Raw genomic sequence first — 24,002 nt, forward strand, 5'->3', positions numbered from 1 at the left:
TCGCCGCGGGCAACACGGTCAGGACGGCGGCGGCTGCCACTGCGCGGCGGTGGCTGCCACACTGCCCATCAGCCGCGGGCTGATGGTGCCGAGCGTTGCGTCCCGGGCCCGCAGCGCCAGCCGGCCCCGCGCCGACAGCACCGCCGCCATCCGCCGGGTCTGGCGCACCATCGCCACCGCCCGTGGCCGGCGCAACCGGCTGTACGACTCGACCGCCGCAGCCAGCGCCGGACCCGGCACGGTGTCCCGCACCAGGGCGCACAGCGTCGCCGCGTCCTCGAACGCCAGACAGGCGCCCTGCCCGAGATGGTGCGGCATCGCGTGTGCCGCGTCACCGAGCAGCACCACACCGCCCGGCCCGACCGGGAACCCGTACGCCGGGGGTAGCGGCCGCAGCTCGCGGACCTCCTGCTGGACCAGGTCAGCCGGCTCGGTGGCGGCGAGCAGCTCGCCCACCGGGGCCGGCCAGCCGGCGAACCAGCGGCGCAGCAGGGTCAGCTGGGTCGCCGGCGGCTCCGGGCGGGAGGCCCCGGCGGCCGTCGCCACCCAGTAGATGCCGCCCCGGCTGGAGCCGCCGGCCGAACCCCGCTCACCCAGCGACGCCGAGACGAACCGGTAGCCGGCGCCGAGTATCTCGCCGCCGACCTGGCCGGCGGCCAGCTGCGGCGCCCGGTACCAGGGAATCACCGCCCGCCAGGCCGAGCACCCGGAGCTGACCACCGAACTGCCCGGGGCCAACGCCGGACGCAACGCGCTGTGCACACCGTCCGCCGCCACCACCAGATCGGCCTCGACGACGCCCCTGCCGATGGTCACCGCCGGCCGGTCCACCGCCGGCCGCAGGCCCTTCACGGTCACCCCGGTGCGGATCTCGGCCTGCTCGCCGAGACCGGCGATCAGCGCGTCGTGCAGATCCTCCCGGTGCACCACCACGGGGGCGCGGTCCTCCGGCTGCGGCCGGGGCTGCACCAGCCACTGCCCGTCGGGGCGACGTACCCCGGTGTGCGACACCGGGGTGGCGATCGCTTCCAGCCCGGCACCGAGGCCCAACGCCCGCAACGCGCGAACACCGTTGGGCCAGAGCACCAGGGCGGTGCCGTCGGACCGGACCCGGTCCTCACGTTCCAGCAGGGTGACCCGCCAACCGGTGCGGGCCAGGGCACCGGCGACCGCCAGACCGCCGATACCCGCCCCCACCACGACCGCAGTACGCATCCCGCCCCCTCTCCCCCGGTCGGCCGGCGCCCGCCGACCGGCGGTCAGCTTCCGGTCTTGCCGGTGCCGGCACCGGTCTCGGCGTCGGCTCCAGCGACGCCGTCGGTGCCGGTGCCGGTCGCGGTGTCGGTCGGCTCGGCGGCCGACGGGTCAGCGGCCGGCTCGGTCGCGGCCGCCGGAGTGATCTCGGCCGCCGACGTGGCCTCGATGCCGGTCCCGGCGGTGGTCTCGGCCGGCAGCTCACCGGTGCTCTCGTACCGCCGGAACTGTTCCTCGGTGACCACCCGGTAGCCGGCGGCCAACTCGGCGGCGGGTTTCTTGCCCGACACGTCGACCTGGGACACCTCACCGGCTGCCCCGGATCCGGTCGCCCCGCTCTTGGCCGGCCCGGCGGTGCCCGAGCCAGCGGTGCCCGAGCCAGCGGAGCCCGAGCCAGCGGCGCCCGGCCCGGCCTCGTCCGAGCCGGCGTCGGCCGACGTCGACCCGCCGACGGGCGGCATCGGCCGGCCCTCCTCGTCCAACGGGACGAGGAACTGCTGCGGGCCGCGTACCCGGACGAGATAGACCAGCGCGGCCAGGAAGACCACCGCCGAGGTCCACACGTTCAGCCGGACACCGAAGATCTCGTTGGCCTCGTCGGTCCGCATCATCTCGATCCAGAACCGCCCGGCGGTGTAGCCCGCCACGTACACCGCGAACGCCCGACCGGCACCGAGCTTCCAACGGCGTTCGGCGAGCAGCACCAGCGCGGCGACACCGACGTTCCAGATCGCCTCGTACAGGAACGTCGGGTGGTACAGCCCCGGCTCCAGCACCGGGTTGCCCTCCGGGTCGCGCAGCGCCTGACCGGGGTTGCTGCGGTCCATCTGGTGCACCTGCAGCCCCCACGGCAAGGTGGTCGGGCCGCCGTACAGCTCGTTGTTGAACCAGTTGCCGAACCGGCCGACGGCCTGGGCGAGCGGCAGGCCGGGAGCGAGCGCGTCGGCGATCACGCTGAGCGGGATGCCCAGCTGTCGGCCGGCCAGCCAGGCACCGACCGCGCCACCGGCGACAGCGCCCCAGATACCGAGACCGCCCTGCCAGATGTAGAACGCCTCGATCGGGTTGCCGTTGGCGCCGAAGTACGCCTGCGGCGAGGAGATGACGTGATAGAGCCGGGCACCGAGGATGCCGAACGGCACCGCCCAGATGGCGATGTCCAGCACCGCCCACGGCCGGACCCCGCGCTGGCGGAGCCGGTACTCGGTGACCGCGCTGGCCACCACGATGCCGAGGACGATGCAGAGCGCGTACGCCCGGATGGGAATCGGACCAAGTTGCCAGACAGCGGTGGCCGGGCTAGGGATCGCGGCGAGTGTCACGGGTGCACACGCTACCGTCGTGGACCCCGAACCAGTGACCCCCGGTCAGCCAGCGTCAGGCGTGTCGCCGGCTGACCAGGTCACGGTGCCTGCTTTGCCAAGCCGCCCAACCCGCTTCACCGGGTCACGGCACGTACCCCGGCGGCGAGTTCACCGCTGAGCGACCGCAACGCGGCCAGCCCGGCGGGCAGGTCTGCCCCGTCCAGCAGGCACCGGATCAACGCGCTGCCGACGATCACCCCGTCGGCGAACGAACCGACCTCGGCCGCCTGGGCGCCGTTGCCCACCCCGAGACCGACGCCGACCGGCAGGTCGGTGAGCTGGCGCAGTCGGCCGACGAGGGTCGGTGCCGCGCCGGACGACTGCTCGCGGGCCCCGGTGACACCCATCAGCGCGGTGGCGTAGACGAAACCCCGGCAGTGCCGCACGGTCATCGCCAGCCGCGCGTCGGTCGACGACGGCGAGACGAGGAAGGTCCGGTCCAGGCCGTACGCGTCCGAGGCGGCCAGCCACTCGTCCGCCTCGTCCGGGATCAGGTCCGGGGTGATCAGCCCGGTGCCGCCGGCCGCCGCCAGGTCACGGGCGAAGGCGTCGACGCCGTACCGCTCGATCGGGTTCCAGTAGGTCATGGTCACCACCGGCGCGCCGGTCGCGGCGACTGCCTCGATGATCCGCAGCGCGTCGGCGGTGCGGACCCCGCCGGCCAGGGCGATGTCGCTGGCCCGCTGGATCACCGGGCCGTCCATCACCGGGTCGGAGTAGGGCAGCTCGACCTCGATGACGTCGACCCCGGCGTCGACCATCGCCCGCATCGCGACGATGCTGTCGTCGACGCTGGGGAAGCCGGCCGGCATGCAGCCGACCAGCACGGCGCGGCCCTCGGCCCGGGCCTTGTCGAACGCCACCGAGATGCTCATCGGTCCTGCCCGTCGAGTCGGTCCTGCCCGTCGAGAATGCCGAAGTAGGCGCCGGCGGTGTGTACGTCCTTGTCGCCGCGCCCGGAGAGGTTGACCACGATGGTCGGCTCGCGCCCCAGCTCGGCGGTGAGTTCCGGGATGATCCGCAGGGTGCCGGCGAGCGCGTGTGCGCTCTCGATCGCCGGGATGATCCCCTCGGTGCGGCAGAGCAGCTGGAACGCCGTCATCGCCTCGGCGTCGGTGATCGGCTGGTAGCGGGCCCGGCCGGCGTCGTGCAGCCAGGCGTGCTCCGGCCCGACCGCCGGGTAGTCCAGCCCGGCCGAGATCGAATGCGAGTCCAGGGTCTGCCCGTCGTCGTCCTGCAGCAGGTAGGTACGGGCACCGTGCAGCACCCCGGCGGCACCGCCGGTGATGCTGGCCGCGTGCCGGCCGGTGGCCACCCCGTCCCCGCCGGCCTCGAAGCCGTACAGCCGGACCTGGTCGTCGCCGACGAAGGCGTGGAAGATGCCGATGGCGTTGGAGCCGCCGCCGACGCAGGCGGTGACCGCGTCCGGGAGCGCGCCGAGGCTGTCCAGGCACTGCTGGCGGGCCTCGTCGCCGATGCCGCGCACGAAGTCGCGGACCATCACCGGGAACGGGTGCGGGCCGGCGGCGGTGCCGATCAGGTAGTGGGTGTGGTCGACGCTGGCCACCCAGTCACGCAGCGCCTCGTTGAGCGCGTCCTTGAGGGTACGCGACCCGGTGGTCACCGGCACCACGGTGGCGCCGAGCATCCGCATCCGGGCCACGTTGAGTGCCTGCCGTTCGGTGTCTACCTCGCCCATGTAGACCACGCATTCGAGGTCCAGCAGGGCGGCGGCGGTGGCACTGGCCACACCGTGCTGACCGGCGCCGGTCTCGGCGATGATCCGGGGCTTGCCCATCCGCCGGGTCAGCAACGCCTGGCCGAGCACGTTGCGCACCTTGTGCGCGCCGGTGTGGTTGAGGTCCTCCCGTTTGAGCAGCACCGTCGCGCCGACCTGCGCGGACAGCCGCTCGGCCCGGTAGAGCAGCGACGGGGTGCCGGCGTAGTCGCGCAGCAGTCGGTCGAAGTCGGCCCGGAAGCCGTCGTCGGACATCGCCTTGCGGTACGCGACATCCAGCTCGTCGAGGGCGGCGATCAGCGCCTCCGGGACGAAGCGTCCGCCGTAGCGGCCGAAGTGGCCGGTGTCGTCGGGCAGCGCGGCGGACCCCACGCCGGTGCCCGGCGCGTCGACGCCGGTGACGTTCGGGGCGTTCATCGGACCGGCCTCGGCGTCGCCGGGTGGTTGCCGGCGTTGACCAGCTCGGCGACCGCGTCCCGGGGGCTCTTCTGGGTCACCAGGCCCTCACCGACCAGGACGGCGTCGGCGCCGGCCGACGCGTACCGGATCAGGTCGTGCGGCCCGCGCACCCCCGACTCGGCGATCTTGACGACACTGTTCGGCAGCCCTGGCGCGATGCGTTCGAACACCGACCGGTCCACCTCCAGGGTGCGCAGATCACGGGCGTTGACCCCGATGACCTGGGCGCCGGCTTCGAGGGCCCGGTCGGCCTCCTCCTCGGTGTGCACCTCGACCAGCGCGGTCATGCCCAGCGACTCGATCCGCTCCAGCAGACCGACCAGCACGTTCTGCTCCAGCGCTACCACCATCAGCAGGACCAGGTCGGCGCCGTGGGCGCGGGCCTCGTGCACCTGGTAGCTGGAGACGATGAAGTCCTTGCGCAGCACCGGCACGTCGACGGCGGCCCGTACGGCGGTGAGGTCGTCCAGTGAGCCGCCGAACCACCGCTGCTCGGTCAGCACGCTGATGCAGCGGGCACCGCCGGCGGCGTACTCCGAGGCAAGGTCGGCCGGGTCCGGGATGTCGGCCAGCGCACCCTTGGACGGCGAGGCCCGCTTGACCTCGGCAATCACCCCGACCCCAGGCTTGCGCAGCGCTGCGCAGGCGTCAATTGGCGGCGGCGCGGCGGCGGCGAGCTCACGGATCCGGCTCAGCGGGACCAGCCCTTCGCGGCGTTGTACCTCGGCTCGGACGCCGGCGATGATCTCGTCGAGCACTCCGAGCGCCGGCGCCGACGGTCCGGCGCTGTCCTCCTGGTCAGCAGTCACCAACGGACTCCCCTCTCCGGGTGTCATGCGCCCGATGCTAGGTGGCGACGCAGGTGAGCCGGAGTCGGGGGTATGGCGCGCCTCACCATCTGGGCTGGGGCATAATGCCCAACTTTTGTGAGAAGGGCGTCACCCACCGTGCCAACGACCAACCGGGGGCCGGGCCACCCGGGCAGCACCGGACCCCATCGACACTGATCATATCGTGTCGGCGGTGCCGGCTCCGCTGTGGTGCAGATCAACACCGGTGGTACGGGTGCCGCCCGCCCCGTTGGGCGATAGTTGACCTGCGGGTCACCGCTGTGAAACAGCCCCCGGTCAGCATGGGTTCGGGCAGACTGGTCGGCGGTAGCCGCCGGCCACGCAACCACCTGGGGGACGCCATGAGCAGCACACCACGGGACGCCAATGTCGACCTGATCGCCATCCCCCGGGCCGTGGTCTCGCTGGCCGCCGAGGTCGTGCACACCATGGAACGGGCCGTGGTCGGCGATCACCGGGTACGTACCGCCAAGGGCAACGCCTGGGAGGCGATCTGCGCCGACCGGGCCCGCGCCCACCAGCGGGACGAGATCCGCCGGCTGGTGGCCACGCTCACCGCCGGCCGGTCCGTCGACGTGCCCGACACCGCTGATGAAGCCACCACAACCGCCACCGCTGAAGCCGCCACCGCTGAAGGCATCACCGCTGAAGCCGCCACCGCTGCCGTCACCGGTCGGCGCCCAGGTCGTCCTCGGTCGGGTCCTCGCCCCGGTCCAAAGCGTTCCACGCATCCAGCGTCGACCGGGTAGACCGGCCACCCGCACCGGTCACCCGGCCGTCGGCACCCGGACCGGACCCGGCACCACCGGGCCCCGCCCCACCAGACCCGTCACCACCGGGCCGGCTTCGCTCGTACCGGGCGCCCATCGCCGGCCAGTGCCGGGAGCGCAGCGCGGTGACCAGCCCACCGGCGGCGAGCAGCACCGCACCGATCACCGTCGACGCCGGCCACTGCGGGGCCGACACAGTGCTGTCCGTCGTCGGACCGGTCGGACCGGCACCAGCGACCAGCACCGTCAGCCCACCGGCCGCCAGCGCCACGCCGAGTGCCGCGAGCAGCGCGCCGACCAGCCGCCGGGCCAGCCCTCGGGTGGCCAGCACCGCGCCGGTGCCGGCCAGTCCGACCAGGGCGACGGCCGGCAGCCACGGCAGCACGTCGGCACCGGTACGGGCCACCTCGACCGCCGGCAGCGGCGCCGGACGCCCGGTCACCTCGACCGCCCAGTCCCGTCCAGCGGCGTACATCACCAGGCCGGCTCCGGCCAGACAGGTGACGGCGGTGCCGGCGAGGGCCCGCCCCGGCGCGGCGGACATGCCCGGACCGGTCACCGGGCCGGACGCAGCGTCTCGGCGGCGGCGATCGCGACCAGCACCGCCGCTGCCTTGCTCTGCGTCTCCCGTTCCTCGGCGGCCGGATCCGAGTCCGCCACGATCCCCGCGCCGGCCTGCACGTAGGCGCGGCCCCGGCGAATCAGCGCGGTCCGGATCGCGATCGCCATGTCCAGGTCGCCGCCGAACCCGAAGTAGCCGACGGTGCCGCCGTACAGGCCACGTCGGGTCGGCTCCAACTCCTCGATGATCTCCATCGCCCGGACCTTCGGCGCACCGGACAGGGTGCCGGCCGGGAAGGTGGCCGCCAGCGCGTCGAACGCGGTCCGGTCCTCGCGCAGCTCGCCCACCACCGTCGACACGATGTGCATCACGTGGCTGTACCGCTCGACGGTGGCGAACTCGGGCACCTCGACGGTGCCCGGCCGGCAGACCCGGCCGAGATCGTTGCGGCCCAGGTCGACCAGCATCACGTGCTCGGCACGTTCCTTCGGATCGTTGAGCAGCTCGGTGGCGAGGGCGGCGTCGACCTGCGGGGTGGCGCCCCGCCGCCGGGTGCCGGCGATCGGGTGCAGCATCGCCCGCCGGGTGCCGCCGGCGGTGACGGTGACCTTGAGGTGCGCCTCCGGCGAGGAGCCCACCACGTCGAAGTCGTCGAACCGCAGCAGGTACATGTACGGGCTGGGGTTGGTCGCCCGCAGCACCCGGTAGACGTCCAGCGGGTCGGCGGAGGTGTCCCGCTCGAACCGCTGAGCCAGCACGATCTGGAAGCACTCGCCGACCCGGATCGCCTCCTTGGCCTCCTCGACCGCCTTGGGGTACGCACCCGCGGCGGTGCGGCTACGGGCCGCCGGCCCGGGCCCGGCGGGCGCGTCCATCATCGACACCATCGGCGGGTTGGGCCGGGACAGCGCGGTCGTCATCGCGTCGAGCCGGCCGATCGCGTGGTGGTAGGCGGCTGCCGCAGTGACCGGGTCGGCCGCCGCCGGCAGGACCGCGTTGGCGACCAGGATCGCCGTACCGTCGAAATGGTCGAGCACCACCAGGTCGGTGGCGAGCAGCAACCCGAACTCGGGCAGCGCGAGATCGTCCTCGGTGTGCTCGGGGATCCGCTCCAACCGGCGGACGAAGTCGTAGCTGAGGTAGCCGACCAGGCCGCCGGTCAGCGGCGGCAGGCCGCCGCCGACCGGGTCGGTGTCCGGGGCCGGCCCGGTCAACGCGGCGACGGTCGCCCGCAGCACCTCGACCGGGTCACCCTCGGTGGGCACCCCGTCGGGCGGATCGCCGAGCCAGTGCGCACCGCCAGCTGACTCGGTGAGCGTCGCCGCGCTGCGTACCCCGATGAACGAGTAGCGCGACCAGGCGGTGCCGGCCGACCCGGCACCCTGTTCGGCGGATTCCAGCAGGAAGGTGCCGGGTCCGCCGGCGAGCTTGCGGTACACCCCGACCGGGGTCTCGCCGTCGGCCAGCAGCCGTCGGGTGACCGGCACCACCCGACGCTGCCGGGCCAGGGTCTGAAAGGTCGGCTCGTCCGGGCTGACCGTACCGGTGATCATCGATTCTCCTGAGGGTCGGCGATGGTGCCGGTCACCGGCAGCTCGTCGAAGAAACAGTTACCGGCCCCGGTGTGGCAGGCGGCGCCGACCTGCTCGACCGTGACCAGCACCGCGTCGCCGTCACAGTCCAGCCGCACCGACCGCACGTACTGGTGGTGCCCGGAGGTGGCGCCCTTGACCCAGTATTCCTGCCGGCTGCGCGACCAGTAGGTGGCCCGGCCGGTGGTGAGGGTGCGGTGCAGCGCCTCGTCGTCCATCCACGCCATCATCAGCACCTCGCCGCTGCCGTGCCGCTGCACGATGGCGGCGACCAGGCCGTCGGCGGTGCGGCGCAGCCGGGCGGCGACGGCGGGATCGAGCGCGGAGCTCCGCGGCGGGTCGCCGGGCGCGGGCCGCCGGGCGGTGGTCGGTGGGCCGGCTGCCGATTCATCTGGTACGGACACAGTGCCCGATTGTTCCGTACGCCCCGACCGCTGTGGCGCGGCCTCCGGCGTGCGGTGTCGTGAGCCCGACAGCGGTCGGCCGGAATCGACGGTTCGGGGGCTGTGCCGGTACGGCTTCCGGAGTACCTTGGCTGTGCGCCGCCACGGTCCAGGTCTGCGGGCACATCCACTGCCCGGCGGGCCCCGGCCCCGGTGCCCGCCGATCGCACCTTCCGCTCAGGGTTACTGCACCTGGGCCGGTGGTCTGTGTCTGCCGGGCCTGTCGGCTGTGGCCGGCGCAGCGAGTCGGCGCACCACCCAGCACCACGCCCGTGCGGACGGCTCCGGTCACACCGGGACCGGGTCGCCCCCGCCGAAGCGGACGGAGGATCAGCAATGCAGCCCACCCCCACCCCTGCACACGCCGGGCCGGTGAAGCCGGAGGAGACCGGCGCAGGTTCGGGTCCCGTGCACGGCACCCCGGTGCCGACGCCCCGAACCGCCTTCGACGACAACCCGATCAACGAGGCGACGACGGAGATCCCGATGATCGTGCCGAAGCCGGCCGACCGCAACGGTCCGAGCCCGTTGCCGCCGATCGCCACGCAGCTGCTCGGTGGCGGCGCGGCCGTCCCCGACGCACCCGAGCACCAGCAGTCGGCTCAGCAGGACCCGGCGGAGTCCGCGGCGACAGCGCCCGCCGGGGCAGCGGGAGACCCCGACGGCCCGGCGGGCGGCCCGGCCGACGGCGAGGACGACGGCGAGGACGACGACCGGGGCGCGCCGGCTGCCGCGACGGCGGTGGCCCAGGACGAGCCGCCGGCACCAGTATCCGGCCAGCCGGACGACCAGGCAGACGACCAGGCGGACGACGACCCGACGTCCGGGCAACGGGCGGGGACCGACGCCGAGTCGGACGGGGAGGATTCCGGGCCGGTCGACCAGGACGCCGCAGCCGCCGGTCAGGAGAGGAACGGCGACGGGGATCCGACCGCCGGCCCGGATGGGCAGGCCGACCCGGTTGACGACGAGCGGTCGGGCCCGACGGCCGGGGCGGATGACGACCCGGCGGACGACGAGGAGACCGTCACCGCGCACGGCGACGCCGGCGATCTGTTCTACGCCGCCGACGACGGCTTCGACGAGGACGACGACGAGGAGTTCGACGACGAAGACGAGGATGCGGACGAAGACGACGACGAGGACGAGGACGAGGAGCAAGCTGCCATGCTGACCACAGTCGAGGAGCCGACCGGCCCGGCGGCCGGGCACGACGAGGAGCCGGTAGCGGTCCGGCCGGCGCGGCCGGGTGACGTGACGCTGCCGCCGATCACCATCTGGACCGAGGACGCCGCCGACGAGCTACGCGACGAGTGGCACGAGATCAAGGCCCGGTTCGTCGACGAACCGGAGGTCGCCCTGGCGCAGGCTCAGTCGCTGGTCGGGCACACCGTCCGTACGCTGGCCGAGCGGCTGCTGGCCGAACAGGTCGAACTTGACCCGCACCGGCACAACGAGACGCCGGACACCGAGTCGATGCGGATGGCGTTGCGGCAGTACCGGGAGTTCCTGGACCGGCTACTCGCGATCTGACCCTGTGGGTGGTGTGGGACGGGTGGTCCCGTCCCACACCACCCACAGGTCGGCGTCCCGCAGCGCCCGCAGCCCGGCGTTACGGCGTGGCGGTCCGCCGCACCTCGCTGCGGCAGGCGTCGATCTTGTAGTCCAGGACGGTGAGGTTGTGTGCGCGGTGAGTCCGACCCGCCCTGCGGCCTCGCTGACAGTCACCGTGCGTTCCATTGACGATTCCACGCGGTCCAGGATCGCAGCCCTACGGCGCTGGCGGCCACCACCGCGACCGCCGGCCACCACCGCGGCTGCCGTCGCCCATGGACCAGCCGAGGTAATTCAACTATCGTTGAGTTCATCAGATGATGAATTTCTTCGGAGGCAGCCATGGACCCCGTCGTCGAGGTCACCGACCTCGTGGTCGACCGCGGCCGACGCCGCGTTCTGCACGGCGTCTCATGCACCGTCAGCAGCGGCAGCGTCACCGGACTGCTCGGTCCGAGCGGTAGTGGCAAGAGCACGCTGATGCGGGCCGTCGTAGGCGTGCAGACTGTCCGGTCCGGACAGGTCCGGGTGTTCGGCCGACCGGCCGGGGCACCGCAGCTGCGGCGTACCGTCGGATATCTCACCCAGGCGCCGAGCGTCTATGCCGACCTCACGGTCCGGGAGAACGCCCGGTACTTCGCCGCCCTGTACGGCCTGCCGGCGGCCGACGCCGACCAGGCCGTGGCGGACGTCGGGCTCGCCGCAGCCGCCGGACAGTTGGTGGCCGACCTGTCCGGCGGCCAACGCAGTCGCGCCTCGCTGGCCTGCGCGCTGGTCGGCCGCCCGGAACTCGTCGTGCTCGACGAGCCGACCGTCGGCCAGGACCCAGTGCTGCGGGCCGAGCTGTGGGCCCGGTTCCACGCCCTCGCCGCCGCCGGCACCACCCTGCTGGTCTCCAGCCACGTGATGGACGAGGCCGGCCGGTGCGACCGGCTGCTGCTGATCCGCGACGGTCGGTTGATAGCCGACGACACCCCGGCGGCGATCCGCGCCGCCGCCGGCACCGACGACCTGGACGAGGCCTTCCTGCGGCTGATCCGCGACCATCAGACCACCGACCCGAGCCGAGGAGCAGACCGGTGAACCCGAGGATTCTGGCCGTCACGGTCGGCCGCGTGCTGCGCCAGCTGCGCCACGACCGGCGTACCGTCGCGCTGCTGGTCGTCGTACCGGCGCTGCTGTTGACCCTGCTCTACTACATGTACGGCGACCAGCCCGCCACCGGCGGGCAGCCGGCGCTGTTCGACCGGGTCGCGCTGATCATGCTCGGCGTCTTCCCGTTCGTGATCATGTTCCTGGTGACCAGCATCGCGATGCTGCGCGAACGCACCAGCGGCACCCTGGAACGGCTGCTCACCACCCCGCTGGGCCGGCTGGACCTGCTGTTCGGCTACGGCATCGCGTTCGGGCTCGCGGCGGCGGTGCAGGCCACCCTGGCCAGCGCTGTGGCGTACTGGCTGTTCGACCTGTCCACCGCCGGCAGCCCGGCGTTGGTGATCGCGATCGCGGTGCTCGACGCGCTGCTCGGGGTGGCGCTCGGTCTACTGTGCAGCGCCTTCGCCCGCACTGAGTTCCAGGCCGTACAGTTCATGCCGGTGGTGGTGATCCCACAGCTGCTGCTCTGCGGGCTGTTCGTCGCCCGCGACGAGATGGCCGGCTGGCTGGAGGCGATCAGCAACGTCCTGCCGCTGTCCTACGCCGTGTCGGCGTTGACCGAGGTCGGGGCGCATCCGGAGCCGACCGCGACGCTCTGGCGTGACCTGACCGTGGTCGCCGGGGCAGTGGTGGCCGCGTTGGTCCTCGCCGCCGCGACGCTGCGCCGCCGCAGCGGCTGAACCCGACGCGACAGGAAGCGGTACCGATGGCACGACGCACCGGGCGACGACCGGGCAACCCGGACACCCGCGAGGCGATCCTGACCGCCGCCCGGCAGGTCTTCGGCGAACGTGGCTTCGACCAGGCGTCGGTGCGCGCGATCGCCGCGGCGGCCGGTGTCGACCCGGCGCTGGTACACCACTACTTCGGCACCAAGGACAACCTGTTCCTGGCCGCGATGGATGCGCCGGTCGATCCGGGTGAGCTGCTTCCGCAGGCGCTTGCCGGCGGGCCCGACGAGGTCGGCGAACGGCTGGTCCGGCTGGTGCTGGGGGTCTGGGACTCGCCGGCCGGGGTGGCGGCCCTGGCGCTGCTGCGGTCGGCGTTGACCAACGACTGGACCGCCCGGCTGATGCGCGAGTTCGTCACCACCCAGATCATCCGGCGGGTGCTCGGCCAGCTCGACATCGAACCGGCGGAGCTGCCGATCCGGTCCGCTCTGGTCGCCTCGCAGATGGCCGGTCTGCTGGTGGTCCGGTACATCCTGCGGTTGGCACCGCTGTCCACCATGGTGGCCGATGAGGTGGCCGCAGCGGTCGGTCCGACGATCCAGCGCTACCTGACGGGGCCGCTGACCACAGCAGCCGGGGCGGCCGAGACGACGCCGGGCTGAGTCTGCTGCCCCGCGTCAGGCGGCGGCCGGTGGGGCGCAGCGCCGGCAGAGCACCGGGTGCAGCAGGCGGGCGAGTTCGGCGCGATCACGGACCGGGGCCGGGAAGGCCAACCGGGCGCGCGGCCCGTGCGGGCCGAGCGCGACCACGAAACCGTACCGGTCCATCCGGACGACCTGCGGATCCCCGGCCAATGACCGGTGACCGGCGTCGCGCAACTGCCGGCGGATGAACGCGGTCATCTCGGCCCGGTGGTGGTCGGCGAGGTCGGCGAGCAGCTCCGACTCGACGGCGCCGATCGGGTCGGGCTCGGCGGCGGCGTACTCGTCCGGGTCGACGTCGATCGTGACGCCACAGCGTTCCAGCCGGACCTCGGCCACCTCCATCCTGAAGATGGTGGCCCCCCGGCCGATGTCGAGCAGGTCGGGGCAGGCGTGCACGTCGGCGAAGTCCAGTGCGGCCATCCGGGCGGGGGCGCCGTCGAGTGGGCCGACCCAGCCGGACACCCAGACCCGGCCGTGCGTCGGCGAACCGGCCACCGGCGGTACGTCGGCCACCTCCAGCACCACGGCGGTGTCGTCGGTGCCGGCGACGGGTCGCAGCGCGCTGTCGAGCAGATCGGACCCGGCGGCGAGCAGCAGGATCCGCCCCATCGGGTCGGTCGCGTGCCGTACGGCGTGCGGTCCGGGGCGGCAGGCGACGTGCGCCATGCCGGGCAGCCGGCCGGATGCCATCGTCCGGGCGATCTCCGCGGGACTGGGCTGCATGACACGGACCTCCGAGATCAGTTAGGCTCACCTTAGTGAGGGCAGGCTAACCTACTGAACCGGAGACGTCCACGTGAACCACCCACGACCCAAGGCGCGCATCTCCCGCGCCCTCGGCATCCCGCTGACCCGCAAGTGCACCCGGTACTTCGAGCGGCGGCCGTACCCGCCCGGCGTGCACGGCCGCGCCCGCCGCAAGCCCTCCGACTACCAGGTGCGGCTGCTGGAAAAGCAGCGGCTACGGCACCAGTACAACGTCAGCGAGACCCAACTGCGGCGCGCGTTCGACGACGCGGTACGCGGCACCGGCAAGACCGGCGAGGCTCTGGTCACGCTGCTGGAGCGACGCCTCGACGCGATCGTGCACCGGGCCGGCCTGGCCCGCACCATCTACCAGGCACGGCAGCTCGTCGCCCACGGCCACTTCACCGTGGACGGTCACAAGGTGGACCGGCCGTCGTACCGGCTGCGCCCGGGTCAGCTGGTCCAGGTCCGGGAACGCAGCCGGACCAAACCGCCGTTCCAGATCGCCGCCGCCGGGGCGCACGCCGGCGACGGGCCGGGGGCGCCGTACCTGTCGGTCAGCCTCACCGAACTGACCGCGACCCTGATTCGCGAGCCCGCCCGCCGCGAGGTGCCGATCATCTGCGACGAGCAGCTGGTCGTCGAGTTCTACTCCCGCTGACCCCAGGGCGCCGTACCTGCCGGCCCGGTGGCCTGCCTGGCGGGTACGGCGCGGAGCCGGCGGTCACCGGGTCTGCTCCAGCCAGGAGGCGAAGAGCCGACCGTAGACCGACTTCGGATCGGCGAGCAGTTCCTCGTGCGGGCCCCGCTGTACCACCCGGCCACGGTCCATGACGATCACCTCGTCGGCCGCCTGGGCGGTGGACAGCCGGTGCGCGATCGCCACCGTGGTGCGACCCCGGGTGACCGCCTCCAGGGTCCGCTGCAGCCGTACCTCGGTCGCCGGGTCCACCGCGCTGGTCGCCTCGTCGAGCACCAGCAGATCCGGATCCGCCACGTAGGCCCGGACCAGCGCCACCAGTTGCCGCTCACCGACGCTGAGCGCCTCGCCCCGCTCACCCACCGCAGTGTGCACCCCGTCCGGCAGGCCCGTCACCCAGTCGGCCAGCCCCAACTCCGCGAAGGCGGCGGTCAGCTGCCCGTCGGTGAGCTCCGGGCGGGCGAACCGGACGTTCTCGGCGACCGTCGCGTCGAACAGGAAACCGTCCTGCGGAACCATCACCACCCGGGACCGCAGCGACTCGAACCGGACCCGGTCGAGCGGTACGCCGGAAAGCTTGACCTGCCCGGACACCGGGTCCATCAGCCTGGTGAGCAGCTTCGCGAAGGTCGTCTTGCCGCTGCCGGTCTCGCCTACCACCGCCACCCGGGTCTTCGCCGGGATCTCCAAGGCCACCTCGGAGAGCACCGGCGGCCCGCCCGGGTAGGCGAAGCAGACCTGCTCGAACCGCACGTCCAGCGGCCCGCCGGGCAGGTGCACCCCGTCGGCGCCCGGGTCGGCCACATCCGGAGCGACGTCCAGCACGTCGAGCACCCGCCGCCAGCCGGCGATCGCGTTCTGCGCCTCGTTGAGCACCTCGGTGGCGATCTGGACCGGCTGAATGAACAGGGTCACCAGGAACAGGAACGCGGTGAGCTGGCCGACGGTCAGTCCGCCGTCCACCCCCATCCGGACGCCGACCACCACCACCCCGGCCAATGCCAGGCCAGCGGCGATCTCCCCGGTGGAGAAGCTGACCACGCTGGTCCGCAGCGCACGCTGCTGGGCGCGGCGCTGCCCTTCGATCGCCTCGTCCAGCCGACCGGCGGTGCGTCGGGACACGCCGTACGCCCGGATCACCGCCGCACCGACCACGCTCTCCGCGACCGCGGCGAGCAGCGCGCCGGTGCGTTGACGGACCACGCCGTACGCGGCCGCGAGCCGACGCTGGAACGCCCGGATGATCAGCAGCGCGGGAACGAAGGCGGCGAGGACCACCAGGGTCAGCTGCCACGAGTAGACCGCCATCACGGCAGCGGTCACCACCACCTGACCCATGCTGATCAGCAGGATGACCCCGCCCCACTGCAGGAACTGGGTGATCTGGTCGACGTCGCTGGTGACCCTGCTGACCAGCGAACCGCGCCGCTCGGACTGCTGGTGCAGCATGGACAGGTCGTGCACGTGCCGGAACGCACGGGTCCGCACGGCGGCGAGCGCGGTCTCGCTGACCGTGAACAGTCGGCGCACCATGAAGTAGCCGCAGATGGTCGTCACGACCAGCACGGCGGTGGTGGCCGCGACGATCGTGCCCACCACTTCGAGATCGGGGCCGCCCGGCGCGCGCAGGCCGTTGTCGATGGCCTGCTGGACCGCGACCGGGATGGCGGCCCGGCCGATCATCGACACCAACGCCAGCAGCAGGGTGCCGGCCAGCCCGGTCCGCAGCTCCGGGGAGAGCGCCAGCCCGCGACGCATCGTCTGCCAGGTCGACTCGGGTGTGCCTGCCAGCGGGCCGGCGGCCGACCCGCCCGACGGGGCAACGGGGTCGCCTCGACGCTCGCGGTCGGACCGGTCGACGGTGGGCGCACTCACGCGACCACCTCCGCCGCCCGCGCCGGACCACCGCCGGGATCGCCGTCGCCGCTGGCGGTGCCGGTGCCGGACCGGGTCCGCTCCCGCTCCGCTTCCGCCTGCTCATACGCGGTGACCAGGTCGTTGTAGCCGGGGCAGCGGGCCAGCAGCTGCTGATGCGTGCCGTGGTCCACCACCCGGCCCTGGTCGAGGTAGACCACCTCGTCGGCGAGGGCGATGGTGGCCCGCCGGTACGCGACGATCAGGATCGACGTGGCGATCTCGGAGTTGCGCAGCGCGGCCAGGATCGCCGCCTCCACCCGGGGGTCGACGGCGCTGGTCGCGTCGTCGAGCACCAGCAGCCGGGGCTGCCCGGCCAACGCGCGGGCCAGGGTGAGCCGCTGCCGCTGACCGCCGGAGAGTGTGGTGCCGCGCTCACCGACGACGGTGTCCAACCCGTCGTCGAGCGCCGCGACGAACCCGTCCGCCTCGGCCAGCCGCAGCGCCGACCAGGCCACCTCGTCGGTCAGCCCTGGCCGGTCCAGGGTGACGTTCGCCCGGACCGTGTCGTCGAAGGCGAACGGCACCTGGGCGACCAGGGAGACCGTGCGGGCCAGCGAGCCGGCGGTCAGCCAGGGCAGTTCGACGTCGTCCAGCATGACCCGGCCTGCGGTGGGGTCGACCAGCCGGGCGGCCAACGCGGCGATGGTCGATTTACCGGCTCCGGTCGGCCCGACCAGAGCCACGGTCCGCCCGGCGGGCACGGTGAACGAGACGTCGCGCAGCACCGGCGGCAGCGCGGCGTCGGCGCCGGGCACGGTGACCGCGGTCCGGTCGACGGGCTGGTCGGCCGGGGCCGGCGCGGTGGGCTCGCCGACCGGGGGTCGGTAGCTGAACCAGACCCGGTCGAAGACCAGACTCGCCGGGGTGGCGGCGGCGGGCAGTTCGGTGTCGCCGTACGGCATCTCGCCGGTGGCGGTGAGCACGTGCCGCACCCGGTCCCATCCGGCGACGCTGCGCGGCAGCTCGGCCAGCACCCAGCCGATCGCCCGGACCGGGAAGGCCAGCACGGTGAACAGGAACGCGACGCTGACCAGGTCGGCCACGCTCACCGCGCCCTGCCGCAGCCGGGCGGCACCGACCAGCAGTACGGCGAGGGTGCCGAGGCTGGGCAGGGTCTCCAGCAACGGGTCGAACAGCCCGCGCAGCCGGCCGACGGAGATCAGCGCGTCGCGCAGCTCGACCGCCCGGCCGGCGAACCGGGCAGTCTCCTGGGCCTCCCGCCCCATGGTCTTGACCACCAGGGCGCCGTCGAAGCTCTCGTGCGCGATCCCGCTGACCTCAGCCCGCAACTGCTGCGCCCGGACCTGCCGGGGCGCCATCCGGCGGGAGTAGACCACGTTGAGGGCGAACAGCGCCGGGAACACCGCCAGCCCGACCAGTGCGAGCACCCAGTCGGTGGCGAACAGTGCGGCGATCGCCGTGACCAGCATCACCACCGTGCCGACGGCGAACGGCAACGGGGCGACCGGGAACCAGGTCGCCTCGACGTCGGAGTTCGCGTTCGACAGCAGGGTGCCGGTGGGGTGCCGCTGGTGCCAGGACATCGGCAGGTCGAGGTAGCGACGGGTGACCCGGCGGCGGTAGCTGGCCTGCAGGCGGTACTGCATGAAGCCGGCGCCGAGCCGCCGGCCGAAGATGCCCACCACCTTGACCACGCTCACCGCCAGCAGGGCCGCCGCGCCGGCTCCGAGCAGGCCGGTCTCCACCCGCCCGGACTCGATCGACGGGACCACCACCTCTCCCACGATCGCCCCGACCACGTACGCGCTGGCGATGGTGAGCAGCCCGAACACGACGCTGCCGCCGACGCCGACGGTGAACAGCCCTGGCTGCTCGCGGATGCCCTGGCCGAGCACCCACAGGCCGCGGAGCAGGACGTCACGGCTTGTTCGATTGGCCACGCTACCCCCGACTGTAAGTCCTGATCATCAAATCTCATCCTTACCGACCCACAATGCCAGCGGGGTACGACGACTGTGGCCACCGACACAGCACGCCCCCCGGCGCCGGCACCTGGCCCCGTACCGCAACGTCGACTTGCTCGGCACGACGTCCGTCGCGTGCCTAGGATCGGGTCATGGCGCGGTTCGCACAGATGGAACGTCATGCCCTGGCCGACCTGTTCCTTGCCGTTGGTCCGGATGCCCCTACGGTGAACGTCGGGTGGACCACCCGGGATCTCGCCGCGCACCTGATCGTCCGGGAGCAGCGGCCCGACGCGGCAGCGGGCATCTGGCTGCCGCTGCTGCGCGGCTACAGCGAACGGGTCCGGCTCGAACTGGCCGCCCGATCCTTCCCGGACCTGGTACGGATGGTCCGGCAGCCACCGGCGTGGAGTCCGGTGAGCAACCGAATCACCGACGAGGTGGTCAACCTGATGGAGTTCTTCATCCATCACGAGGACGTCCGCCGCGCCCAGCCGGACTGGCAGACCCGGGACCTGCCGCCCGGCGAGCAGGCCGCACTGTGGAAGCGCGTCTCGGCGCTGACCAAGCTGCGGCTGCGCAGGTTCCCCGGCACGGTCACCGTCGTCGCCGACGGCTACGGCGACGTGGCGACCGGGACCGGGACCGGGACCGGGACCGGCGGGGACCAGGTGTCGATCAGCGCCCCACCCGGGGAACTGGTGCTCTTCCTGACCGGCCGGCAGCGGGTGGCCCGGGTCCAGATGGACTGCGCCGCCCCGGTCGAAGAACGATTGCGTAACGCCCGCTTCGGCTTCTAGCGATGATCCTCGTCGCGGCCCGCCCGGACCGCGATGATGATCATACCGGCACGCCTTCCCTTCCCTGGGCGGCCGGCTGGAGGCCGTATGCGCGCGTTCGCACCGACGTCCGTGGTCGCCCCACCGTTCCGGCCCCGTGCCAGCCCGTACCGGTCGACGCTCGCCCGGGCATCGGCGAGCTGGGCGGACCGGCACGGGCTGACCGCCGATCCGCAGCGTGTCGCCCGGCTGCACCGCGCCAACGCCGCCGAGCTGGCCGCCCGGGCCGCGCCCGACGCGGACATCGACCGGGTGCAGCTGCTCAGTGACCTGATCACCTGGCTGTTCGCCCTCGACGACCGGTGTGACGAGGACGGGCTCGGCACCGACCCGGGCCGGGTCGCACCGGTGATCAGCCAGTTGATGCGCGCACTCGACGGACCCGGTGCGACGCCACCGACCGACCCGGACGATCCGGCCGAGCGGTCGCCGCTGACGCTGACCCTCGAGGATCTGTGCCACCGGATCCGCCGGCTGGGCCGGCCCGGGGTCCTGCTTCGGTTCACCGCTTCGCTGCACCAGTACCTCTTCGCGCTGCTCTGGGAAGCCGGCAACCGCCAGCAGGGCCGGGTGCCGGCGGTCGCCGAGTACATCCAGATGCGCCGGCACGCCGGCGCGGTACTGCCCAGTTTCGCGCTCACCGACCTCGCCGAAAGCGGACTGCCGCATTCCCGTCACCGGGTTGACCCGAGGCTCGCCAGACTGAACACTGTGGCGGCGGATCTGGTCTGCTGGTGCAACGACCTGTTCTCGTACGGCAAGGAACATGGCCAGGATCCCCACAACCTGGCCACCGTGATCGCCCACGAGACCGGCCACGGTCCGGCGGCGGCTCTGGCCACCGCCGCCGAACGGTTCAACGACGGTCTCGCGCTGTTCCTCCGGCTGCAGGCCGAGGTGCTGACCGACGCGCCGCCGTCGGTGGCCCGCCTGGTCGCGACGCGACGAAACTGGATCCGTGGCACCTACGACTGGTCGGTGAACTCCAGCCGGTACCAGCCCGGGTGACCGCCGTCGCCGACGACGGCCCCGGCATGCCGCACAGGCTGGTCCTACGTGGCGTCTCAGGGGCCGGCTCCACCGGTCTGGGTCTGGACATCGCCCGCCGGGCCGCGCAGGCCAGCGGTGGTCGGCTCGAGCTGGCCGACGGCTCCCCCGGCGCGGTGGTGACGCTGCGGTTCGGGCCGCCCACCGGCGGCTGAGCCAGCCCGGCCCGTTCGGTTCAACCCCGCTTTGTCGACGACGCAGCGTGCCGCTATCCGGCGACGGGCGAACCTTTGGTCGTACCACGACGACAGGAGGTTGGAGATGGCCAGCAGACCGATGATCGTGATGATCGGGCTGGGTGCGGTCGCCGCGCTCGCCGTCGCGGGCACCGCGCTCGGCGCGGCGGCCCAGGACGTGACCGGCGGTGCCGGGTCACCCAGCCCGGCTGTGGTCGCCAGCGAGTCGGGACAGGAAACGACTTCGGTACCGCGTACCGGCACGGACGGCCGGCCGATCTGGGAGGTCGAGGTCGTAGCCGACGGCGTCGAGTGGGACCTGGACATCGATCGGGTGACTGGAGACATCGTCAAGGTCGACCGCGACGACGATGACGACCGCCGGGATCGCTGAGTGGCGGTCCGGGCCGGTCGGCCGGCCGCCGGGACGAGGTGCCGCCCGTCCCGGCGGCCGGACGGATCAGCCGATCGGTGCGGGCAGCAGCGGCGGACGCTGGGTCAGCGTCGGCACCGCAGTCAACGTCGGGCGTGGGGTCAGCGTCGGGCGTGGGGTGAAGGTCGGGCGTGGGGTGAGGGTCGGGATCACGGTCGGATTGACGGTCAGCGTCGGTACCGGAGTGATGATGTTCCGGAACAGCACGTAGAGCAGCAGGTTCGGCGAGCCGGGCCCGGGGTTGACCACCACGTTCGGCGTGGCGAGCCGCAGGATGAAGGCGGTCACCTGCGCCGGGGTGTAGTTCGGGTACGCCTGCAGCACCATGGCGGCCGCGCCGGCCACGTGCGGGGCGGCCATCGAGGTGCCGCTGATCGTGTTGGTAGCGGTCGGGCTGGTGTGCCAGGCCGAGGTGATCTGCGATCCGGGCGCGAACAGGTCCAGGCAGCGTCCCCAGTTGGAGTACGGTGCCCGGTTGTCGTTGCGGTCGGTGGCCCCGACGGTCATCGCGGCGGTCACCCGGGCCGGCGAGAAGTTGCAGGCGTCGGCGTTCGAGTTGCCGGCCGCCACCGCGTAGCTGACGCCGGAGGCGATCGAGGCGGTCACGGCGCTGTCCAGCGTGGCGCTGGCCCCGCCGCCGAGGCTCATGTTCGCCACCGCCGGTCGGCCGGCGGCGTTGGTGGTGACCCAGTTGACGCCGGCGAGGACCCCGGCGACGGTCCCGCTGCCGGAGCAGTTGAGCACCCGGACGGCGACCAGCCGGACCTGCTTGGCCACTCCGAACCTGGTGCCACCGACCGTACCGGCGACGTGGGTGCCGTGCCCGTTGCAGTCCGCCGACGTGCCGCCGAACGCGTCGTACCCGGGGACGGCCCGGGGGCTGAGGTCGGTGTGGTCGAACCGGATGCCGGTGTCGATGATGTACGCGGTGACCGTCGAACCGGTGTTCGGGTAGGTGTAGGAGCGGTCCAGCGGCAGGTAACGCTGGTCGATCCGGTCCAGACCCCAGGACGGCGGGTTGACCTGGGTGCCCGCCAGCGAGACGGTGTGGTTCTGTTCCACGTACGCCACGGACGAGTGCGCCGCCAGGCGACGGGCGGCGGCCTCGGAGAGTTTGATCTCGAAGCCGGTGAAGGCGGTCTCGTACAGCCGGTTGACCACACCACCGTAGGTGCCGGCGAGGGCGGCGGCGCGGGTCGCGATCCGGGCGGTCCGCGTGGTGCGGGAGCCGCTCACCGCGCTGGCCTTCAACGTGACGATGTAGCTGCCCGTCACCGCGGTGGCGCCACCCGCCTGGCGGATCTCGCCGGTGGGTGCGGCCGCGGCCGGCGGGGTGACCGTGATGGTGGCGACGGCCGCCGCCACGACCAGTACCAGGGCCCGCCGGACGTGCGTGCGCAAGGGTGTCATCTCCGTCCTTCCTTCGATCTTTGATCCACAGCGGAGCGCCCACTGCGGACAGATGAACGATCGACGATGCCGATCGGACCGATCGTAGGTCGGAGCTGATTGACAGTTTCCTATATCTCTTCGGTCATACTACTCGCAGTATGCATACGACTACCCTCAGCACTGTCACCATTCGGCGGTAGCAACGGGTGCGACCCCCGGGCGCTGGGGTGCCCGGGGGCCGCGTGCACTGCTCGACTCGTCGGATCGGTCAGCTGATCACCGGATCAGTTGACCACGAAGAGCAGGCGGTTCGGCGAGCCGGAGCCCGCACTGGACACGACGCCGGTGGTGGCGTTGCTGACCAGGTAGCTGGCCACCTGGGACGGGCTGTAGGAGGGGAACCGGCCGAGCACCAGAGCGGCGGCACCCGCCACGTGCGGGGAAGCCATCGAGGTGCCGCTGATGGTGTTGGTCGCGGTGTTGCTGTTGTACCACGGTGCGGTGATCGACGAACCCGGCGCGAAGATGTCCAGGCAGGAGCCGTAGTTGGAGTACGACGCGCGGGCGTCGCTGCTGGTGGTGGCGCCGACGGTGATCGCGCTGGAGACCCGGGCCGGCGAGTAGTTGCAGGCGTTGGCGTTCGAGTTGCCGGCCGCCACCGCGTAGCTGACGCCGGAGGAGATGGAGTTCGCCACCGCGCTGTCCAGCGTGCTGCTGGCCCCGCCGCCGAGGCTCATGTTCGCCACCGCCGGCTTCACCGCGTTGGCGGTGACCCAGTTGACCCCGGCGACGACCCCGGCGATGGTGCCGCCGCCGGAACAGTTGAGCACCCGAACGGCGACCAGCCGGACGCCCTTGGCCACCCCGTACGCGCTGCCGCCGACCGTACCGGCGACGTGGGTGCCGTGTCCGTTGCAGTCCGCCGACGTGCCGCCGAACGCGTCGTAGCCGGCGCGGGCCCGCCCACCGAAGTCGTTGTGCGTGGTGCGGATGCCGGTGTCGATGATGTACGCGGTGACGTTGCTTGCCGTCGTGGGGTAGGTGTAGGCGTTGTTCAGCGGCCGGTTGCGCTGGTCGATGCGGTCCAGACCCCAGGACGGCGGGTTGTTCTGGGTCGCGGCGAGCGACACGGTGTGGTTCTGCTCCACGTACGCCACGGACGAGTGCGCGGCGAGCCGGCGAGCGGCCGACGGCGACAGCCGCGCCTCGAAGCCGTTGACCGCGGCGCCGAAGACACGGTTGACGGCACCGCCGTACTGTGCGGCGAGGCTGTCGGCCCGGTCGGCGACGGCGACCGCGCGGGCCGCGTCATTCCGGGCCGCGACGGCGGCGTCGGTGAACACCACGATGTAGCTGCCCGCGACCGCGGTGGCCCCGCCGGCGAGCTTGATCTCCCCGGCCGGAGCGGCGGCCGCCGGGTTGCCAACCAGCGCGGTGGCGACGGCGGCGGCGCAGCCGGCCAGCAGCAGCCGGCGGCCGGTGGTACGAAGAACGGTCATCCCTGTTCCTTCCTGGATGCGGACACCCGCGTCGGCTTGTGGCCGTCTCGGTCGCGGGCGGGCGATCGGGATATCGATCGATGGGATCGTATGCAGGAGCGTAGGCAGGTTTATATATCGATATCCCTATACCGCCGACGCATGGTTTGCGGTGCCCGGCGCCGGCCCGGGCCGCCGACCCCGAAGCCGGGCACCGCCGCCGGACACCGC

22 protein-coding genes and 1 pseudogene are annotated in these 24,002 nt (G+C 72.8%); 10 read left to right on the forward strand and 13 right to left on the reverse strand.

Features of this window, described 5'->3' with window-relative positions:
- Window positions 1-18: 18 nt before the first annotated feature.
- The 5 genes from O7610_RS10465 to trpC all read right to left on the reverse strand — a co-directional run bounded on the left by O7610_RS10465 (window position 19) and on the right by trpC (window position 5,573).
- The gene (locus O7610_RS10465; protein ID WP_281550554.1) at window positions 19-1,215 is read right to left on the reverse strand and encodes an FAD-dependent oxidoreductase; all 1,197 of its coding nucleotides are present in this window, start codon (window positions 1,213-1,215) and stop codon (window positions 19-21) included.
- A 44-nt stretch (window positions 1,216-1,259) separates the two neighbouring features.
- Window positions 1,260-2,576, reverse strand: a complete 1,317-nt coding sequence (lgt, locus tag O7610_RS10470; RefSeq protein ID WP_281550555.1) for a prolipoprotein diacylglyceryl transferase — start codon at window positions 2,574-2,576, stop codon at window positions 1,260-1,262.
- Between the two features lie 116 nt (window positions 2,577-2,692).
- Window positions 2,693-3,493: a tryptophan synthase subunit alpha gene (gene trpA, locus O7610_RS10475; protein ID WP_281550556.1), complete on the reverse strand. Its 801-nt coding sequence runs from the start codon at window positions 3,491-3,493 to the stop codon at window positions 2,693-2,695.
- Window positions 3,490-4,773: a tryptophan synthase subunit beta gene (trpB, locus tag O7610_RS10480; RefSeq protein ID WP_281550557.1), complete on the reverse strand. Its 1,284-nt coding sequence runs from the start codon at window positions 4,771-4,773 to the stop codon at window positions 3,490-3,492. The genes trpA and trpB overlap by 4 nt, the downstream gene beginning before the upstream one ends.
- A complete protein-coding gene (gene trpC / locus O7610_RS10485; RefSeq protein ID WP_281555624.1) occupies window positions 4,770-5,573 on the reverse strand; it encodes an indole-3-glycerol phosphate synthase TrpC in 804 nt (267 codons plus the stop codon). Before trpC ends, trpB begins: the two co-directional genes overlap by 4 nt.
- A 434-nt stretch (window positions 5,574-6,007) precedes the next feature.
- Between trpC and O7610_RS10490 the strand changes: the two are divergent.
- A pseudogene (locus O7610_RS10490) lies at window positions 6,008-6,235 on the forward strand (hypothetical protein); the annotation flags it as partial.
- Window positions 6,236-6,332: 97 nt separating this feature from the next.
- On the opposite strand, the gene O7610_RS10495 reads toward O7610_RS10490, so the two are convergent.
- The 3 genes from O7610_RS10495 to hisI are packed head-to-tail and all read right to left on the reverse strand — an operon-like array spanning window position 6,333 to window position 8,994.
- Window positions 6,333-6,980: a Trp biosynthesis-associated membrane protein gene (locus tag O7610_RS10495; RefSeq protein WP_281550558.1), complete on the reverse strand. Its 648-nt coding sequence runs from the start codon at window positions 6,978-6,980 to the stop codon at window positions 6,333-6,335.
- Window positions 6,981-6,991: 11 nt separating this feature from the next.
- Window positions 6,992-8,551 (reverse strand): anthranilate synthase component I, encoded by a 1,560-nt coding sequence (locus tag O7610_RS10500; RefSeq protein ID WP_289213163.1) that lies wholly within the window; start codon window positions 8,549-8,551, stop codon window positions 6,992-6,994.
- On the reverse strand, window positions 8,548-8,994 hold the full coding sequence (gene hisI, locus O7610_RS10505; RefSeq protein ID WP_281550560.1) for a phosphoribosyl-AMP cyclohydrolase: 447 nt from the start codon (window positions 8,992-8,994) through the stop codon (window positions 8,548-8,550). The genes O7610_RS10500 and hisI overlap by 4 nt, the downstream gene beginning before the upstream one ends.
- Window positions 8,995-9,369: 375 nt before the next feature.
- On the opposite strand from hisI, the gene O7610_RS10510 reads away from it, so the two are divergent.
- The 4 genes from O7610_RS10510 (at window position 9,370) to O7610_RS10525 (ending at window position 13,075) form a co-directional block, all read left to right on the forward strand.
- Window positions 9,370-10,566, forward strand: a complete 1,197-nt coding sequence (locus tag O7610_RS10510; RefSeq protein ID WP_281550561.1) for a hypothetical protein — start codon at window positions 9,370-9,372, stop codon at window positions 10,564-10,566.
- A 363-nt stretch (window positions 10,567-10,929) separates the two neighbouring features.
- Window positions 10,930-11,670 carry an ABC transporter ATP-binding protein gene (locus O7610_RS10515; protein WP_281550562.1) on the forward strand — a complete coding sequence of 247 codons (741 nt, stop codon included), beginning with the start codon at window positions 10,930-10,932 and terminating at the stop codon, window positions 11,668-11,670.
- Entirely contained in the window at window positions 11,667-12,422 is a 756-nt protein-coding gene (locus O7610_RS10520) for an ABC transporter permease (RefSeq protein WP_281550563.1), read from the forward strand. Before O7610_RS10515 ends, O7610_RS10520 begins: the two co-directional genes overlap by 4 nt.
- Before the next feature lie 26 nt (window positions 12,423-12,448).
- Complete coding sequence (locus tag O7610_RS10525) at window positions 12,449-13,075, forward strand: TetR/AcrR family transcriptional regulator (RefSeq protein ID WP_281550564.1); 627 nt, start codon at window positions 12,449-12,451, stop codon at window positions 13,073-13,075.
- Window positions 13,076-13,090: 15 nt separating this feature from the next.
- Here O7610_RS10525 and O7610_RS10530 read toward each other — a convergent pair whose 3' ends face one another.
- On the reverse strand, window positions 13,091-13,840 hold the full coding sequence (locus tag O7610_RS10530) for a DUF2470 domain-containing protein (protein WP_281550565.1): 750 nt from the start codon (window positions 13,838-13,840) through the stop codon (window positions 13,091-13,093).
- Between the two features lie 73 nt (window positions 13,841-13,913).
- Between O7610_RS10530 and rpsD the strand changes: the two genes are divergently transcribed.
- On the forward strand, window positions 13,914-14,525 hold the full coding sequence (gene rpsD, locus O7610_RS10535) for a 30S ribosomal protein S4 (RefSeq protein WP_289213164.1): 612 nt from the start codon (window positions 13,914-13,916) through the stop codon (window positions 14,523-14,525).
- Window positions 14,526-14,588: 63 nt separating this feature from the next.
- Here rpsD and O7610_RS10540 read toward each other — a convergent pair whose 3' ends face one another.
- A complete protein-coding gene (locus O7610_RS10540; RefSeq protein WP_289213598.1) occupies window positions 14,589-16,322 on the reverse strand; it encodes an ABC transporter ATP-binding protein in 1,734 nt (577 codons plus the stop codon).
- Window positions 16,323-16,435: 113 nt separating this feature from the next.
- Window positions 16,436-18,382 carry an ABC transporter ATP-binding protein gene (locus O7610_RS10545; RefSeq protein ID WP_281550567.1) on the reverse strand — a complete coding sequence of 649 codons (1,947 nt, stop codon included), beginning with the start codon at window positions 18,380-18,382 and terminating at the stop codon, window positions 16,436-16,438.
- Between the two features lie 176 nt (window positions 18,383-18,558).
- Between O7610_RS10545 and O7610_RS10550 the strand changes: the two genes are divergently transcribed.
- The 4 genes from O7610_RS10550 to O7610_RS10565 all read left to right on the forward strand — a co-directional run bounded on the left by O7610_RS10550 (window position 18,559) and on the right by O7610_RS10565 (window position 20,862).
- The gene (locus tag O7610_RS10550; RefSeq protein ID WP_289213165.1) at window positions 18,559-19,206 is read left to right on the forward strand and encodes a TIGR03085 family metal-binding protein; all 648 of its coding nucleotides are present in this window, start codon (window positions 18,559-18,561) and stop codon (window positions 19,204-19,206) included.
- 87 nt (window positions 19,207-19,293) lie between these two features.
- On the forward strand, window positions 19,294-20,253 hold the full coding sequence (locus O7610_RS10555; RefSeq protein ID WP_281550569.1) for a terpene synthase family protein: 960 nt from the start codon (window positions 19,294-19,296) through the stop codon (window positions 20,251-20,253).
- Window positions 20,250-20,447, forward strand: a complete 198-nt coding sequence (locus O7610_RS10560; protein ID WP_475052302.1) for an ATP-binding protein — start codon at window positions 20,250-20,252, stop codon at window positions 20,445-20,447. The genes O7610_RS10555 and O7610_RS10560 overlap by 4 nt, the downstream gene beginning before the upstream one ends.
- 106 nt (window positions 20,448-20,553) lie before the next feature.
- Window positions 20,554-20,862 (forward strand): PepSY domain-containing protein, encoded by a 309-nt coding sequence (locus O7610_RS10565; RefSeq protein ID WP_289213166.1) that lies wholly within the window; start codon window positions 20,554-20,556, stop codon window positions 20,860-20,862.
- 66 nt (window positions 20,863-20,928) lie between these two features.
- Here the strand turns inward: O7610_RS10565 and O7610_RS10570 are convergent, their stop codons facing one another.
- Together O7610_RS10570 and O7610_RS10575 are read right to left on the reverse strand one after the other, a co-directional pair.
- Window positions 20,929-22,311 (reverse strand): S8 family peptidase, encoded by a 1,383-nt coding sequence (locus O7610_RS10570; RefSeq protein ID WP_281550571.1) that lies wholly within the window; start codon window positions 22,309-22,311, stop codon window positions 20,929-20,931.
- Between the two features lie 266 nt (window positions 22,312-22,577).
- Complete coding sequence (locus tag O7610_RS10575) at window positions 22,578-23,792, reverse strand: S8 family peptidase (protein ID WP_289213167.1); 1,215 nt, start codon at window positions 23,790-23,792, stop codon at window positions 22,578-22,580.
- Window positions 23,793-24,002: the final 210 nt, after the last annotated feature.

The organism is Solwaraspora sp. WMMA2065, assembly GCF_030345075.1.
Lineage (GTDB): Bacteria > Actinomycetota > Actinomycetes > Mycobacteriales > Micromonosporaceae > Micromonospora_E.